The organism is Bradyrhizobium sp. SPXBL-02 (genome assembly GCF_051853065.1).
Lineage (GTDB): Bacteria > Pseudomonadota > Alphaproteobacteria > Rhizobiales > Xanthobacteraceae > Bradyrhizobium.
Genome location: NZ_CP182474.1, coordinates 4,763,110 through 4,779,393, shown reverse-complemented (window position 1 = coordinate 4,779,393; position 16,284 = coordinate 4,763,110). Strand labels below are relative to the sequence as shown.

Here is a 16,284-nt window from a genome sequence, read left to right as displayed (position 1 = left end):
CACGGGGCGGGCGGCTCTTGGGCCGCCCGCTCGTCAACATTTCGATCAGGGATATCGGGCATGGCTGATGTCGCAATTCCCCGGGCCAAGCCTCAGTTGAGCGAGGACAGCGCCTGGGTCCAGCTCAAACACAATCGCAACTGGCTCGGCTTCTGGTTCATGGTGCCGGCCATGGCCTTCCTGATCTTCTTCCTGGCCTATCCGCTCGGGCTCGGCATCTGGCTGTCCTTCACGGACACGCGTATCGGCAGGGTCGGGCACTTCGTGGCCACCGAGAACTATGAGTGGTTGTGGGACGATTCCATCTTCTGGCTGTCGGTGTTCAACACGCTGCTCTACACCTTCGTCGCCAGCGCCCTCAAATTCGCGATCGGCCTCTACCTCGCGCTGCTGCTGAACGAGAACATGCCGTTCAAGGCGATGCTGCGCGCGATGGTGCTGATTCCGTTCATCGTGCCGACGGTGCTCTCGGCGCTGGCGTTCTGGTGGATCTTCGACTCGCAATTCTCCATCATCTCCTGGTCGCTGAAGCATCTCGGCTTAATCAACCAGAACATCAACTTCCTCGGCGACACGACCTGGGCACGCATTTGCGTGATCTTCGCCAATATCTGGCGCGGCGTGCCCTTCGTGGCGATCACGCTGCTCGCGGGACTGCAGACCGTCTCGCCCTCGCTCTATGAAGCGGCGACGCTCGACGGCGCCACGCGCTGGCAGAATTTCCGCTTCATCACCTATCCGCTGCTGACGCCGATCATCGCTGTGGTGATGACCTTCTCCGTGCTCTTCACCTTCACCGATTTCCAGCTGATCTGGGCGATGACGCGTGGCGGCCCGGTCAACGCCACTCACCTGATGGCGACCCTGTCCTATCAGCGCGCGATCATCGCCGGGCAGCTCGGCGAGGGCGCCGCGATCTCCAGCGCGATGATTCCGTTCCTGCTCGCCGCCATCATGGTCTCGTGGTTCGGATTGCAGCGCCGGAAGTGGCAGCAGGGAGAGAGCAATGACTGACCTGCCCACCAGATCCATCGATCTCAAGAATGTGCTGTCGGGCTCGGCGCCTACGGCCGATCACAGCGAGGGCATGAGCTATCTGCAGTCGGTGCCGCGCAGGCTCGTGACGCTGTATCTGCCGCTCACGATCATCGTCGTCGTTCTGCTGTTCCCGTTCTACTGGATGGCGCTGACCTCGGTGAAGCCCGACGAGCAGCTGCTCGATCTCGACAAGTACAACCCGTTCTGGACCTGGAGCCCGACGTTCAAGCATTTCTACAAGCTGCTGTTCGAGAGCTATTATCCGCACTGGCTCTGGAACACGATGTACGTCGCGGTTTGCGCCACGATCCTGTCGATCATCGCATCGGTGCTCGCGGCCTACGCCATCGTGCGCTTGCGTTACAAGGGCGCCAATCTCGTCGGCGGGCTGATCTTCCTCGCCTATCTGGTGCCGCCGTCGATCCTGTTCATTCCGCTCGCCACCGTCGTTTTCCAGTACGGTCTGTTCGATTCGCCGCTGGCGCTGATCCTGACCTATCCGACCATCCTGATCCCGTTCTCGACCTGGCTGCTGATGGGCTATTTCAAGACCATCCCGTTCGAGCTCGAGGAATGCGCGCTGATCGACGGGGCGAGCCGCTGGCAGATCCTGATCAAGATCGTGCTGCCGCTCGCAATTCCCGGCCTGATCTCGGCCTTCATCTTCTGCTTCACGCTGTGCTGGAACGAGTTCATCTACGCCCTGACGTTCCTGCAATCGACCAGCAACAAGACCGTGCCGGTCGCGATCGTGAACGAGTTCGTGGACGGTGACATCTACCGCTGGGGCTCGCTGATGGCGGGCGCGCTGGCCGGCTCGCTGCCGCTCGTGATCCTTTACGCCTTCTTCGTGGAGCATTATGTGTCGGCGATGACCGGCGCCGTGAAGGAATGATCGCGGGGCCTGCCGGGGGCGCGCCAATGGTTTCAAGAGCGGCGCGCTCCGGCCAATAAGAAGGAGTTGAGCTCTTGCACATTCTGGTTCTCGGCGCCGCCGGCATGGTCGGCCGCAAACTCTGTGATCGGCTGCTGCGCGACGGCCGGCTCGGCAAGAGCGACATCACGAAATTGACCATGCACGACGTGGTCGAGCCGAAGAAGCCGGAGAAGGCCGGTTTCCCGGTCGAGACCGTGTCGGGCGATTTCGCCGTCCCGGGCGCCGCCGAGAAGCTGATCGCAGGCCGCCCCGACGTGATCTTCCATCTCGCCGCGATCGTCTCCGGCGAGGCCGAGCTCGATTTCGACAAGGGCTATCGCATCAATCTCGACGGCACGCGGATGCTGCTCGATGCGATCCGCCTAGCGGGCGGCGGCTACAAGCCGCGCGTGGTGTTCACGTCTTCGATCGCGGTGTTCGGCGCGCCGTTTCCCGATGCGATCGGCGACGAGTTCTTCCATACCCCGCTGCTCAGCTACGGCACCCAGAAGGCGATCGGAGAGTTGCTGCTCGCCGACTATTCCCGCCGCGGCTTCCTCGACGGCATCGGCATCCGCCTGCCGACCATCTGCATCCGGCCCGGCCTGCCCAACAAGGCGGCATCGGGCTTCTTCTCCAACATCCTGCGCGAGCCGCTGGCCGGCAAGGAAGCGGTCCTTCCCGTATCCGAGGACGTCCGCCACTGGCACGCCACGCCGCGCTCGGCCGTCGGCTTCCTGCTCCACGCCGGCACCATGGATCTCGCCACCGTCGGCCCGCGCCGCAACCTGACCATGCCCGGCCTGTCGGCGACGGTCGGCGAGCAGATCGCCGCCTTGAAGCGGGTTGCGGGCGAGAAAGTCGCCGCGCGCATCAGGCGAGAGCCCGATCCCTTCATCGTCGGCATCGTCGGCGGCTGGCCGCGCAATTTCGACGCCAGGCGGTCGCGCGAGCTCGGCTTCACCACCGCCGAGAAGACGTTCGACGATATCATCCGCATTCACATCGAAGACGAGCTCGGCGGCAATTTCGTCGCCTGATCTCCGACTGAGCGGGTCCTGATGATGGCGAGCGTTGCTTGCATCGGTGAATGCATGGTCGAGCTCCGGCAGGCCCAAGGCGGCGCGTCTGCCGGGCAGGGCGGCGGTCTCTACTCACGCGGCTTCGGCGGCGACACCCTCAACACGGCCGTGTATCTGGCCCGGCTGGACGTCAAGGTCGACTATCTCACCGCGCTTGGCGACGATGCCCTGAGCGATGAGATGGTCGCGGCCTGGAATGCGGAAGGCGTCGGCACGCGGCGTGTCGTGCGGCTCGCGGGCAAGCTGCCCGGCCTCTATATGATCCAGACGGATGGCAGGGGCGAGCGCCAGTTCTTCCACTGGCGCGACAGCGCGGCGGCGCGGCAGCTGATGAGCCTGCCGGAGACCGACGAGCTGCTCAACTCGCTGATGAGCTACGACATCGTCTATCTCTCCGCCATCACGCTCTCGATCTACGACGCGGCCGGGCGCGATCGCCTGTTCGGCGCGATCAAGCGCGCGCGCCTGCTCGGCACCCGCTTCGTGTTCGACACCAATTTCCGCGCGCGCGGCTGGCCGGACCGCGATATCGCGCGGGAGGTGTTTGCGACCGCCTTCGCGGCCGCCGACATCGTGCTGACCTCGACCGAGGACCTGCTCGCGCTGCACCCCGGAGAAAGTCAGGACCAGCTGATGGCGCGCATCCCGACCCCGGAGCTGGTGTTCCGTCTGCCCGAGCCGGTGAGCCTGTTGCGCTACCCCGGCGGCGCCAGCGAGGTCCGCGCCGAGCCGATGACCAAGCCCGTGGTCGATACCACCGCCGCCGGCGACAGCTTCGCCGCCGCCTATATCGCGGCCCGGCTCGCCGGCGCCGAGCCGGTCGAGGCGGCCGAGGCCGGACATCGCCTCGCCAGCCTCGTGATCTGCTATCCCGGCGCCATCATTCCGGGCTATGCCATGCCGCCGAAGAAGCGGCACCGGCCGGCGGCCTCCCGCCAGGCCAGCAAGTAAACAGCGACCAAATGAGTCGAGAGCTATGACCACGGCTGCCCAACAGAACCATCTCGTCGCGCTGTTCAAGGCTGCGACAGTCATTCCCGTCCTCACCATCGAGCGCATCCAGGACGCCGTGCCGCTGGCGCGCGCGCTGGTTGCCGGCGGTGTCCGCACGCTGGAGGTGACCTTGCGCACGCCCGTTGCGATCGAGGCGGCGCGCGCGGTGATGAACGAGGTCCCTGAGGCGGTCGTCGGCATCGGCACCATTCTCAATCCGGCCGACTTCAGCCGGGTCGAGAAGCTCGGCGTCGCATTCGGCATCAGCCCGGGCCTGACCCCCGATCTGCTCAAGGCCGCGACCGACAGCTCCTTGCCGTTCGCGCCGGGCATTGCAACGGCGTCCGAGCTGATGATGGCGCTGTCCTACGGTTTCGACGTCGCGAAGTTCTTCCCGGCGGAGCAGGCCGGCGGCATCAAGGGCCTGCGCTCCCTCGGTGGGCCGTTCCCGAACGTGCGGTTTTGCCCGACCGGCGGGGTGGGCGAGGCCAATGCCGCGACCTGGCTGGCCGAATCCAATGTCGTTGCGGTCGGCGGGTCCTGGCTGTGCCCGACAGGGGAGATCCGGGCCGGGAACTGGGCCGGCATAACTGCCATCTGCGAGCGGACCCTCAAGGCGCTGAAAGCCGCGTGAAGTCTTGTCATCCCTGGGCTAAGACTTAGCTCAGGACAAGACCTGCAGGGAGAGACGACCATGACCGCCAGCATCGTCGGATGGGCGCATACGCCGTTCGGCAAGTTCGACACTGAAACCGTCGAAAGCCTCGTCACCCGCGTCGCCAATGAGGCGCTCGCCGATGCCGGCATTTCGGCCTCCGACGTCGACGAGATCGTGCTCGGCCACTTCAACGCCGGCTTCTCGCCCCAGGATTTCACCGCCTCGCTGGTGCTGCAGGCCGACCCCAAGCTGCGCTTCAAGCCGGCGACCCGCGTCGAGAACGCCTGCGCCACGGGATCTGCCGCCGTGCACCAGGGCCTGCGCGCGATTGCCGCAGGGGCTGCCAAGATCGTGTTGGTCGTCGGCGTCGAGCAGATGACGCGCACGCCGGGCCCGGAGATCGGCAAGAACCTGCTCAAGGCGTCCTACCTGCCCGAAGACGGCGACACGGTCGGCGGCTTCGCCGGCGTGTTCGGCAAGATCGCCAGCTCCTATTTCCAGAAATATGGCGACCAGTCCGATGCGCTGGCGCTGATCGCGGCCAAGAACCACAAGAACGGCGTCGCCAATCCCTTCGCCCAGATGCGCAAGGACTTTGGCTTCGACTTCTGCCGCGCCGAGAGCGAGAAGAACCCTTACGTCGCCGGCCCCCTGAAGCGCACCGACTGCTCGCTGGTCTCCGACGGAGCCGCCGCCCTGGTGCTGGCCGATGCCGAGACAGCCAAGGGCATGACCAAGTCGATCGGCTTCCGCGCCACCGCGCATGCCCAGGACTTCCTGCCGATGTCCAAGCGCGACATCCTGCAGTTCGAGGGCTGCACGGTCGCCTGGCAGCGCGCGCTGGAGAAGGCCGGTGTCACGCTGTCCGATCTCTCTTTCGTCGAGACCCATGACTGCTTCACGGTTGCCGAGCTGATCGAGTACGAAGCCATGGGCCTGACGCCGAAGGGGCAGGGTGCCCGTGCCATCAAGGAAGGCTGGACGCTGAAGGACGGCAAGCTGCCGGTCAATCCGTCCGGCGGCCTGAAGGCCAAGGGCCATCCGATCGGCGCCACCGGCGTCTCCATGCATGTGATGACCGCGATGCAGCTCGCAGGCCAGGCGCCCGAGGGCATGCAGCTCAAGAACGCCAAGCTCGGCGGCATCTTCAACATGGGCGGGGCGGCCGTCGCCAACTACGTTTCGGTGCTCGAGCCGCTCAAGTAGGCTCTCGTAGGGTGGGCAAGGGCGCGAAAGCGCCATGCCCACCTTTTTCCTTGCGCTAGATCATGGTGGGCACGCTGCGCTTTGCCCACCCTACGGCTCCTGATTGAAAGACGAGACGCGCATCATGAGCAATGCCTACGAAGACTCTCTCTCCCTCGAAGCACTCAACGATCGTATCGCGATCCTCGAGGACAATATCCGCCAGCTCATCGAGCAGGCCGCTGCCGCTTCCGGCGAGCAGAACGAGTCGCGCATCGCCGACCGCATCAACCAGCAGAACGACGAGCTCGAGCGGCTCCTGAAGATCCGGGAATCCCGTCAGAAGAAATAGCGGCCGATGTCGCTCCGCGGCGCATGCCGCCATACGCCGGCCGCCCTTGCGCGCGCGACGCCACTGCCGTTAGCTGGACCGAAATCGCCGGGCATTTGAGCCCCGCGCAATCGGGAGCGAACGATGGGGCCGCTGAAGGGCGTCAAGGTCATCGACATGACCACCGTGCTGATGGGGCCTTATGCGACCCAGATGCTCGGTGATTACGGTGCCGACGTCATCAAGGTGGAGTCGCTGGATGGCGACGTCACCCGCCTGATCGGCCCGATGCGTCACGCCGGCATGGGTCCGGTGTTCCTCAACACCAACCGCAGCAAGCGCTCGATCTGCCTCGATCTGAAGAAGCCTGCGGGGCGCGAAGCCGTGCTGCGGCTTCTGAAGGACGCCGACGTCTTGGTCTACAACGTCCGCCCGCAGGCCATGGCGCGGCTGCAGCTCGGCTACGACGTCGTCTCCGCCATCAACCCGCGCCTCGTCTATGCCGGCGTGTTCGGCTTCGGCCAGGACGGCCCTTATGCTGCAAAACCCGCTTACGACGACCTGATCCAGGGCGCCACCGCGTTGCCGGCGCTGATGGCGCAGACCGGGGACGGCGTGCCGCGCTATGTGCCGAACGCGCTTGTGGACCGCATCGTTGGCATCACCGCGGTCGGCGCGATCTGCGCCAGCCTCGTGCACCGCGACCGCACCGGCCGCGGCCAGCGCGTCGACATTCCGATGTTCGAGACCATGGCCGGCTTCGTCATGGGCGATCACATGGGCGGGCTGACCTATGAGCCGCCGCTCGACAAGGGCGGCTATGCCCGCCATCTCTCGCGCGACCGCAGGCCGTACAAGACCTCTGACGGCTATCTCAGCGTCATCGTCTACAACGACAAGCAATGGGAGAATTTCTTCAAGGCCACAGGACGCGACGACCTGCGCGCCGATCCCAAATTTGCAACCTTTGCCGGCCGCGCCGCCAATATCGACATCGTCTATGCCGAGCTCGCCCGCATCTTCGAGACGCGTGCCACGGCGGAGTGGATCGATCTGCTGACGAAGGCCGACGTGCCCGTCATGCCGATGCACGATCTCGCCTCTATCCTGCACGACGAGCATCTGGAGGCCACCGGCTTCTTCCCGGTGGTCACTCATCCGACCGAAGGCCCGATCCGCAGCATGAAGGTGACGGCGACCTGGTCGGAGACAGAGGCAGAGCCGGTACGCCTGGCGCCGCGGCTCAACGAGCACGGCGCCGAGATCTTGCGCGAGATCGGATACTCGGCCGACGAGATCGCCGCCATGGTGCGCGACGGCGTTACGCGCGGAGCGCCGGAGTAGGGGGAAGGTATGGCGCGCAATCTCTCATCCGTCATTCCGGGGCGCGACGAAGTCGCGAGCTCTGGTGCGCAGTTGCGCACCTGAGAATCCATAACCACGATCGGGAGTATGGATTCTCAGGTGCGCAACTGCGCACCAGAGCTCGCGCCAAGGGGCGCGCCCCGGAATGACAGAGGAGAAAGCCCGCCATGAGCTTCATCACCGGCGTCGGCCTCACATCTTTCGGTAAGCACGAGGGCTCCTCCTCGCTGGACCTGATGAGCAAGGCCGCCCAACTTGCGCTCGACGATGCCGGCCTCAAGCGTACCGACATCGACGGCATCCTCTGCGGCTATTCCACCGTCTCTCCGCACATCATGCTCGCCACCGTCTTCGCCGAGCATTTTGGCATCCGCCCGTCCTACGCCCACGCCGTGCAGGTCGGTGGCGCCACCGGCCTCGCCATGACCATGCTCGCCCATCATCTCGTGGAAGCAGGCGTCGCAAAACACGTGCTCGTCGTCGCCGGCGAGAACCGGCTCACCGGGCAGAGCCGCGATGCCTCGATCCAGGCGCTGGCGCAGGTTGGTCATCCCGACTACGAGGTGCCGCTGGGACCGACCATCCCGGCCTATTACGGCCTGGTCGCCACGCGCTACATGCACGAATACGGCGTGACCGAAGAAGACCTCGCGGAGTTCGCGGTGCTGATGCGCGGGCACGCCTGCAGCCATCCCGGCGCGCAATTCCACGATCCCATCACGGTCGCCGACGTCATGGCCTCGAAACCGGTGGCGCTGCCGCTCAAGCTGCTCGATTGCTGCCCGGTCTCCGACGGCGGCGCGGCCTTCGTCGTCAGCCGCGAGCGGACGGGGGAAGCGGGCGTGCACATCCGCGGCTGCGCCCAGGCGCACACGCATCAGCATGTCACGGCAGCGCCCGTCCTCAGCGAGCTCGGCGCCGAGATCTCCATCGCCCGCGCGAAGCAGGCCACGGGTCTGGCGATTTCCGACGTGCGCTATGCCGCGATCTACGACAGCTTTACGATCACGCTCGCGATGCTGCTGGAAGACCTCGGGCTCGCCGGCCGCGGCGAGGCGGCCGCGCGCGTGCGCGCCGGCCATTTCGGCCGCGACGGCGCGATGCCGCTGAACACCCATGGCGGCCTGCTCAGTTACGGCCATTGTGGCGTCGGCGGCGCCATGGCGCACCTGGTCGAGGCGCATTTGCAGATGACGGGGCGGGCGGCGACCCGCCAGGTGCGCGATGCCTCGATCGCGCTGCTGCATGGCGACGGCGGCGTGCTGTCGTCTCACGTGAGCATGTTCCTGGAGCGGGTGCGATGAGCGAGCGTCTGGCGGACTGGACCACGGGCGAAGAGGCCATCACCTACCAGACCTGTAGCTCATGCGGGCATGTACAGTATTTCCACCGCGCCTTCTGCGCGGCTTGTGGCGAATCGGACCCGCGCGAGGCGCGCGCCAGCGGCAAGGGCAGGGTGTACGCGACCTCGCTGGTCTGCCGCGCGGCAACGCCGGAAATGCGCGCGCACGTGCCTTACAATATCCTGTTGGTCGATTGCGCCGAGGGTTTTCGCATGATGGCCCATGGCGAGAACGACCTCGCCATCGGCGATTCGGTCGTTGCGTGCTTCAAGCCCTTTGCCGGCAGGCTGGTGCCGTTCTTCGCCAAACAAAAATAGTGGGATTCGTCATTCGAGGGCGGTCATACGACCGAGCCTGGAACGGGTATTCTGGGCTTGGCTTGCTAGGGCCGCGCGTTGCGCGGTCCCGGGAGAGCCACCCCGGAATGACGAAAACTCTTAAAACGCGAACTAACGCCCGTAGAACAAGATGCTGGCGATGACGAGCATCGCCGTCACCGCCAGCATATGCGCGAGCGCTCCCGAGGCCGCCCCCTTGGTGGCTTCCTTCATGCCGTTTTCTCCCTAGACTTGGGCGTGACTCATCGTTGCGCGGTTAGCGCACACGACGGCCAATTGTTTTTACTCGGAACACCCCTTGCGAGTATCCGCCGCGATTTGTCCCCACGCGGCGAATATCGACTGTGTCAGGGTCGATCAGCAATGCGGCGGCAATTTGACTCGATGATGTTGCTCCTGCGTCCACCCGCGAATAGAGTCTGCGGAAACCTGCGCCGGTGGCGACAAGAAGCATCAAAAGATCAGGGAAAACTTCAGGAAAATCATGGCCCGCATTCAGTACAGCGACCCGTCCAAGGCATCCGACCGCACCCGCGAAATCCTCGACAAGAACCGTCATGCCAACATCTTCCGGATGATGGCGCATTCGCCGAGCTACTTTGAGCAATATTGCCGCCTCGGCGGCGCCATCCGCCACAAGGGCGAGCTCGATCCGATCGTGCGCGAGCTTGCGATCACCCGCACCGGCATCCTGTGCGAGGCACCCTATGAGATCGTCGCGCACAAGCGCATCGGCAAGAATGTCGGCGTCACCGACGAGCAGAACGAGGCGCTCGAGAACTGGCAGGCAGCATCCTGCTTCAACGAGGTGCAGCGCGCCGCGCTCGCCTTCACCGACGAGATCGTGAATCTGAAGAAACCGACGGATGCGACCTTCAGGGCGATCGCATCGAAGCTGACGCCAGCCGCGCTGGTCGAGCTCCAGCTCTCGGTCGGCTTCTACATCATGACGTCAAAGTTCCTGGAGACCTTCGAGATCGATCTTCAGCCCGTCACCGAAGTGGTGGGCTGAATCGACGCAAGCGGCGGGGAATGCCGATGACGATCGATGAATATGCGGCCTGGGCCGCAACCATTGCCAAAGTCGAAGAGCATCCGTCCAACGAGCGGCTGTCCTACCTCGGCCTCGGCCTTGCCGGTGAGGCGGGCGAAGTCGCCGAGCACATCAAGAAGCTCTTGCGTGACGATTGGCTCGACAAGGCGGGTCTCGTCGAAGAGCTCGGCGATGTCGTCTACTATTGGGCCTGCCTGTGCGCCGCCACCGGCCAGCAGCCATCGGCGCTGCTCGATGCCAGTGCCGCCAAGATCAAGCGACGTATCAGCGAAGCCGCGAGCCGGTAAGCGTGAGCTGGGAACTCCGGCGTCATGGCCGGGCTTGTCCCGGCCATCCACGTCTTGCCAAGCGGTACGAAGAACGTGGATGCCCGGGACAAGCCCGGGCATGACGACTTCTTGGGGAGCAACGTCGGCGTTCATTACGTCGAGGTCAGAATATCCACCTTGGCGTTGGCGACGATCAGGCGGTCGGCCAGGAGCTGGGCCAGGTTGCGCATGATACATTCGCTGGCGCGGGGGTGCTGCTTGCGGAAGCGCTCGAAATCCTTCAGCGGCACCTCGCATGCCGTCGCGGCCATGTCGGCGAACACGTCGGCGGAGCGGGTCTGCTCCAGCAGCGCCATCTCGCCGAACGCCATGCCGGCGGTGAGCGTCGCCAGCCTGACGCCGTCGGGCAGCGTGACATGCACGGCGCCGCTGCGCAGGAAGTAAAGGGCGTCGGCGGGTTCGCCGGCCGTGAGAATCTTCGCGCCGGATTGATAGGTCCTGATGGTGCAGAGCGAGGCGAGATCGGTCAGCTCTTCCTCGCTCAGCCCGCTCAACAGGGGCTGCTCGGCAAGCTCGGTGGTCTCGTGAAAATCGATCGAGCCGCCGTAGCGATAGACGATCTGGTCTTCGGCCCATTCGATCGCCGTGTCGAGCAAATAGAAGTCGCGGACGTTCTTCAGTTCGGCGGTCCATTCCCGCAAGCTGTTCCATTCCTTGGAGGCGCGCCGGACGCCTGACAGCACGACGGTCACGTTCAGTGCGGCAAGCTCCTCGAACGCTTCGGCCACCAGCCGTGCGCCGGCGCGTGTAGTTGAGGTCACGCGGTGAAGATCGAAGATCACGAATTGCGGCCGCGGTCGTCCGGCAAGCCGGCGCGAGACGTAATCGACCGCCGACAGCGACAGCGTGCCGACCAGCTCGATGATCCGGACCTCCTGCTCGTGGGCCGCCAGGATCTCGCGCTCCTGCGGGCGGCGCACGCGGCGAGAGGGGCTCCTGCCGATATCGTAGTCCGCGATGACGGCGTTGCGCGCGTCGTCGCTGCGGTTGAGCATGTGCAGGTCGTAATGCGAGGACAGCGCCTCGCAGACCTTGATGCCGCGCACGCTGTTGCCGTGCTTGTCGAGCTTTGGTGAATAGCTGCCGAGGCCGAGGCGGGCAGGGAGCGCAGCCAGGATGCCGCCGCCGACGCCGCTCTTGGCGGGGATGCCGATGCGGTAGATCCATTCGCCGGCATAGTCGTACATGCCCGAGGACGTCATCACGGAAAGGGTACGCGAGATCGCGTAAGCGCTCAGCACCTGCTCGCCGGTGACGGGATTGATGCCGCGATTGGCGAGCGTCGCCGCCATCACCGCGATGTCGCGCGCGGTCACCAGCACGGCGCATTGGCGGAAATAGACGTCGAGCACGCCCGCGACATTGTCCGAGATCACCGCGTTGGTCTTGAGCAGATAGCCGATGGCGCGGTTACGGTCGCCGGTCTGGCTTTCGGAAGCATAGACCGCTTCGTCGACAGAGAGATCGCGTCCCGCAAAACGGCTGAGCGCAAGGCGGATCTGCTCGAAAGCGTCGGTACCCTTGCTGTCGTAGATCAGCCCGGTGCAGGCGATCGCGCCGGCATTGACCATCGGATTGAACGGATGGTTCTCGGAATTCAGCCGGATCGAGTTGAAGGGATCGCCGGAGGGCTCGACGCCGATCGCGCCTTCGACCTTGCCGGCGCCGAGCAGGTCCAGCGCCAGCGCGAACACGAAGGGCTTCGACATCGACTGGATGGTGAAGGGCACCCGGCTGTCGCCGACTTCATAGACATGGCCGTCCAGCGTCGCCAGGCTGATGCCGAAATAGGCAGGATCGGCCTTGCTCAGTTGGGGGATGTAGTCGGCCACATGGCCTGACGTTTCAGCCGAAAATTCATTGAGGCATGTGTTCAGAAACCGCAGCAAAGGCGGTTTCGAGCGGGTCCAGGCGGAGGCTAGAGGCGATGTCATCGCCCCTCTTGTGCAACGCAATCAAGGTGCGCGCAACCCGTCCGGCACCATGGCCTGCCGGCGAACTAGCAGCAGGGCGACCAAAACCGTGGGCACGAGGATGGCAAGGCCGAGCAGCGTCACTTGCATCTGCGACAACGGCATGATGCCGCCGCCGGGGGTGGCGACCACGAAGCCGCCGATCACCAGCAGCACGCGGATCGGCCATTCCAGCATCCCGGCGCGGCGCAAGTCGCCGACGAAGGACTGGTAGCCTTGGATGCCGCCGCAGATGAAGAGGATGCCGAAACAGGCAAGTCCCGTGAGTCCAAGCGCCTCCAGATAAGGATTGCTGCCCTGGAGCAGCAGCGCCGGGTTGAGCACGAAGAAGAACGGGATGAAGTAGATGATGCTGCCCACCCACATGCTCTCCCAGCCCGTCTTCATCGCCGGCGCACCGGCGATGCCGGCCGCGGCGAAAGAGGCGATCGCCACCGGCGGGGTGATCGAGGACAGCATGCCCCAGTAGAAGATGAACATGTGCACCGCCATCTTGTTCAGCCCGAGCTTCTCCAGTGCGGGCGCGACCAGGATGGCGAGGAAGATGTAGCAGGAGGTCGTGGTCAGCCCGAGCCCGAGGATCAGGCTGGTGATTGCGCACATGATCAGCAGCAGGAAGGCATCGCCGCCCGCGATGCTGAGCAAATCGTTGGCAAGGCTCGAGATCACACCGGTCAGCGAGAAGGCGCCGATCAACAGGCCGCAGCCGGCGAGGATCGCGATCAGCTCGACGAACGTCTTGCCGTTGAGCTCGAGGAATTGCAACCAGCGCGCGCCGCCCCAATTCTTGCCGGGGAAGAATTCGTTCAGCGCCGCCAGCAGGCACATGCCCCACAGCGCAGCGTTGAGCACGCCATACCAGAACATTGCGGCCGTCGCCGCGATCGAGCCGGCGAGGACGAGCGTGTTTCCGAGCTTCCAGCGCGCCGGACCCGACCATTGGTGCAGGATCACCAGCAGCACGGAGGCATAGAACGGCGCATGGCTCTCGCGCTTGAAGTAGAGCAGCATCACCACGAGCACGACGATCACGAAGAGATAGTACCAGCCCTCCTTGAACGCATCCCAGAACCGCGGCAGCTCGGCGCGCGGCAGGCCCTTCAGCTTGTGGCGGGCGGCATAGGCGTCGACCTGCGCGAACAGGCCGACATAATAGAGGATCGAGGGAATGGTCGCGGCGAGCGCGACGTCGGCATAGCCTGTGTTCATGAACTGCGCCATGACGAAAGCCGTGGCGCCCAGCACCGGTGGCGCCAGCACCGCGCCGGTCGAGGCACAGGCCTCGATCGCGCCGGAATAGGACGGCGTGAAGCCGGTCTTCTTCATCGCGGGGATCGTCATCGTGCCGGCGGTCAGCACGTTGGAGACGATGCTGCCGCCGACGGTGCCGAGCAGGCCGGATGCGAACACACAGACCTTTGCCGCGCCGCCGCGGAAGGTGCCGCACATCGCGAACGCGATATTGATGAAGAATTTTCCGGCGCCCGTCATCATCAGCGCGGTGCCGAACACCAAAAAGCCGATCACGGTGTCGGCGAAGGCCTGAATGGGAATGCCGAGCAGGCTCTCGCCGGAGAGCATGTGATAGGAGGTCGTCTGCTGCAGCGTCGATTGCGTGCCGCGGAACGGCCCGAGCCAGCTCGAATCCGCAAACAGCGGATAGAGCGTGAAGGGCAGCACGCTGAGCAGCAGGCTCCAGCCGCCGGTGCGCCGCAGCGCCTCCATCAGCACGAACCACATCACGAGCCCGGCCGCGATGACGTTGGTGGGCGCGCCGTCGAACTCCCAGCCGAGCTGCGCCGCCTTGCGGATATTGAGCATCAGCCAGATCGCCGAGCCGAAGGTCGCCGCGAACAGCGCAAGGTCATGCCAGGGGATGCGGTCGAGCGGCGCCTTGTCCGACCCCGGAAAGATCAGGAAGGTGAACGGCAGCATCAACGCGATCAACAGATAGAAATATTCGGTGTTGAGCTGGGTGTAGTCGATGAAGAACCGCAGCGAGAATTGCTGGTTCACACACAACAGAATGGTGGCCGCCGTGGCCGCCATCAGCACCCAGCGCCACGCGCCCTTCAGGGTGCGCACGCGCGTGACCTCCGCCTCCTGCAAGTCAGCGGCGGCGCCGAGATGCGGATCTGCGAATTCGACGCGCCTGGCTTCGTCCTGGGGGCCACTGGAGATTGAAGCAGACATGATCGATCCCGGACGTGGGCTGCAAAGTCGCGACTAGGCGAACGATTGTTGGTTGAAGCGGTCGCGCCGCAGGCTCCTCAACCTCTCCCGCGTGCGGGAGAGGTTGGCGCGCAGCGCCGGGTGAGGGCTTTCTCCTCTGGAGGAATCCCACCGTGGAGACACCCTTTCCCCAACCCTCTCTCGCACGCGGGAGAAGGAGCGCACTTCTCGCGGGGCAGCGATCAAGCCCGACAGCATCTCGCTCTATTCCTCGAACCCATTCGGCATGCCGGCTTTCGCCAGCGCCGCGGCGCGGGCCTTCATCCAGCCGTCGAGGAACGCCTTGTCGTCCGACGGCGGATTGGACTTGCCGTATTCGGTCCAGGCTGCGCCGAGCACTTCCTGGCGCTTGATCAGCTGGTTGTTGTGCGCCTCCTGCGCATCGCTCCATTGTCCGGCTTCCTTCAGCGCTTTCACCGCACCGGGATGCACCGGCACCACCCAGTTCTTGGTCTGGCGGTCGGCCGCGAGCCCGCCGGCGCCGGGCGCGGAATCCTTGTAGGCGTCGTAGTTGACGATCATCGCCTTGGTGATGGCGTAGACCTGGTCGGCCGATTGCGAGGCATAGGCGACGAAGATCGGGTAGGGATAATTGCCAAGCTCGACCGGCTTCTCCGGCGAGATGCCGGCGCCGCAGGTGGCAAGCTGCGGGAAGAAGAACGAGCCGACCTTCTGCATCCGCGCCCAGCCTTCCTTGTCCTTGGCGGGCAGCGGCGGCCAGATCAGCCCGCGCGGCGAGGTCTCGGCCTCCTTGGCCGGACCGGTGATGGTGGTGCCGAAGGCGGCATCGACGTCGTTGTTGATCAGGCCCTTCCACATCGCCCCGTAGCTCGCGAACTCGACGGCCTTGACGTCGTTCTTGGTCAGCCCGGCGAAGGCGAGCACCGCGAGCGAGTTCTGGTTCAGCGCAGGCGAGCCGACCACGAAGCCGACGCGCTTGCCCTTGAGGTCCTTCAGCTCCTTCACGCCGGTGTCGGCGGCGACCGCGAGCGAGCCGCAATTGCAGTCGACGGACGAGAGCAGGATCTGCAGCGGCTGCGGCCCCCATTCCTTCGAGCCGAACTCGAACACGCCTTCCTGCGCGAAATAGGTGCCCGATCCCATCGCCGCGGAAGCCGCGCGCTTGGCGCGCAGCGGCGCGAGGCGAGCAACGTCGTTGCCTGCGGGCAGCACACGCACGTCGGTGCCGTATTTGTCCTTCATCATCTTGCCGACGCCGACCGCGATGTTGAAGCCGGCGGTGCCGGTGTCATAGGCGGTGAACGTCAATGTCGCCGGCAGCTTGGTGTCTTCGGCAAACGAATAGCGTGTAGACGCAAAAGAAATGCCCGCCACCAAGGCAGGTGCGAGCACGAGCAGCCCACGAAGCATGTTTCCCTCCAATGATCCTCGCTTTGGCGCGAGGATTTTCGTTCTTTGTTTGAAACAACGTTTTGTTTGAAACCGA

Annotated in this window: 15 protein-coding genes; 12 read left to right on the top strand and 3 right to left on the bottom strand. The window is 64.8% G+C overall.

The genetic code is table 11. The annotated features are described in order from the left end of the window. Positions 1 to 60 precede the first annotated feature (60 nt). The 12 genes from ACNJYD_RS22515 (at position 61) to ACNJYD_RS22460 (ending at position 10,590) form a co-directional block, all read left to right on the top strand. The gene (locus tag ACNJYD_RS22515) at positions 61 to 1,014 is read left to right on the top strand and encodes a carbohydrate ABC transporter permease (RefSeq protein ID WP_439363329.1); all 954 of its coding nucleotides are present in this window, start codon (positions 61 to 63) and stop codon (positions 1,012 to 1,014) included. Beyond that, complete coding sequence (locus ACNJYD_RS22510) at positions 1,007 to 1,933, top strand: carbohydrate ABC transporter permease (protein ID WP_172786324.1); 927 nt, start codon at positions 1,007 to 1,009, stop codon at positions 1,931 to 1,933. Before ACNJYD_RS22515 ends, ACNJYD_RS22510 begins: the two co-directional genes overlap by 8 nt. Positions 1,934 to 2,007: 74 nt before the next feature. Further along, positions 2,008 to 2,994 (top strand): D-erythronate dehydrogenase, encoded by a 987-nt coding sequence (gene denD / locus ACNJYD_RS22505; protein ID WP_439363328.1) that lies wholly within the window; start codon positions 2,008 to 2,010, stop codon positions 2,992 to 2,994. A gap of 24 nt (positions 2,995 to 3,018) precedes the next feature. Next, positions 3,019 to 3,987, top strand: coding sequence for a sugar kinase (locus tag ACNJYD_RS22500; protein WP_439363327.1), 969 nt, complete (start codon positions 3,019 to 3,021; stop codon positions 3,985 to 3,987). Positions 3,988 to 4,012: 25 nt separating this feature from the next. Next, entirely contained in the window at positions 4,013 to 4,663 is a 651-nt protein-coding gene (eda, locus tag ACNJYD_RS22495) for a bifunctional 4-hydroxy-2-oxoglutarate aldolase/2-dehydro-3-deoxy-phosphogluconate aldolase (protein WP_260383323.1), read from the top strand. A 60-nt stretch (positions 4,664 to 4,723) separates the two neighbouring features. Continuing rightward, positions 4,724 to 5,893 (top strand): acetyl-CoA acetyltransferase, encoded by a 1,170-nt coding sequence (locus ACNJYD_RS22490; protein ID WP_172786327.1) that lies wholly within the window; start codon positions 4,724 to 4,726, stop codon positions 5,891 to 5,893. Positions 5,894 to 6,017: 124 nt separating this feature from the next. Then, positions 6,018 to 6,224: a hypothetical protein gene (locus tag ACNJYD_RS22485; RefSeq protein ID WP_018645722.1), complete on the top strand. Its 207-nt coding sequence runs from the start codon at positions 6,018 to 6,020 to the stop codon at positions 6,222 to 6,224. Between the two features lie 123 nt (positions 6,225 to 6,347). Next, positions 6,348 to 7,547, top strand: a complete 1,200-nt coding sequence (locus tag ACNJYD_RS22480) for a CaiB/BaiF CoA transferase family protein (protein WP_439363326.1) — start codon at positions 6,348 to 6,350, stop codon at positions 7,545 to 7,547. A 188-nt stretch (positions 7,548 to 7,735) separates the two neighbouring features. Then, positions 7,736 to 8,872 carry a thiolase family protein gene (locus ACNJYD_RS22475; RefSeq protein ID WP_439363325.1) on the top strand — a complete coding sequence of 379 codons (1,137 nt, stop codon included), beginning with the start codon at positions 7,736 to 7,738 and terminating at the stop codon, positions 8,870 to 8,872. Further along, a complete protein-coding gene (locus ACNJYD_RS22470; RefSeq protein ID WP_439363324.1) occupies positions 8,869 to 9,228 on the top strand; it encodes a Zn-ribbon domain-containing OB-fold protein in 360 nt (119 codons plus the stop codon). Before ACNJYD_RS22475 ends, ACNJYD_RS22470 begins: the two co-directional genes overlap by 4 nt. 505 nt (positions 9,229 to 9,733) lie before the next feature. Further along, positions 9,734 to 10,261 carry a carboxymuconolactone decarboxylase family protein gene (locus ACNJYD_RS22465; RefSeq protein ID WP_172786332.1) on the top strand — a complete coding sequence of 176 codons (528 nt, stop codon included), beginning with the start codon at positions 9,734 to 9,736 and terminating at the stop codon, positions 10,259 to 10,261. A gap of 26 nt (positions 10,262 to 10,287) precedes the next feature. Further along, positions 10,288 to 10,590: a nucleoside triphosphate pyrophosphohydrolase family protein gene (locus ACNJYD_RS22460; RefSeq protein ID WP_172786333.1), complete on the top strand. Its 303-nt coding sequence runs from the start codon at positions 10,288 to 10,290 to the stop codon at positions 10,588 to 10,590. A 134-nt stretch (positions 10,591 to 10,724) separates the two neighbouring features. Here the strand turns inward: ACNJYD_RS22460 and glsA are convergent, their stop codons facing one another. From glsA to ACNJYD_RS22445, 3 genes are all read right to left on the bottom strand, one after another. Continuing rightward, positions 10,725 to 12,566, bottom strand: a complete 1,842-nt coding sequence (gene glsA / locus ACNJYD_RS22455; RefSeq protein WP_439363323.1) for a glutaminase A — start codon at positions 12,564 to 12,566, stop codon at positions 10,725 to 10,727. 21 nt (positions 12,567 to 12,587) lie between these two features. After that, a complete protein-coding gene (locus ACNJYD_RS22450) occupies positions 12,588 to 14,798 on the bottom strand; it encodes a TRAP transporter permease (protein ID WP_439363322.1) in 2,211 nt (736 codons plus the stop codon). A 243-nt stretch (positions 14,799 to 15,041) separates the two neighbouring features. Further along, on the bottom strand, positions 15,042 to 16,208 hold the full coding sequence (locus ACNJYD_RS22445) for a TAXI family TRAP transporter solute-binding subunit (RefSeq protein WP_212257450.1): 1,167 nt from the start codon (positions 16,206 to 16,208) through the stop codon (positions 15,042 to 15,044). Between the last annotated feature and the right edge of the window lie 76 nt (positions 16,209 to 16,284).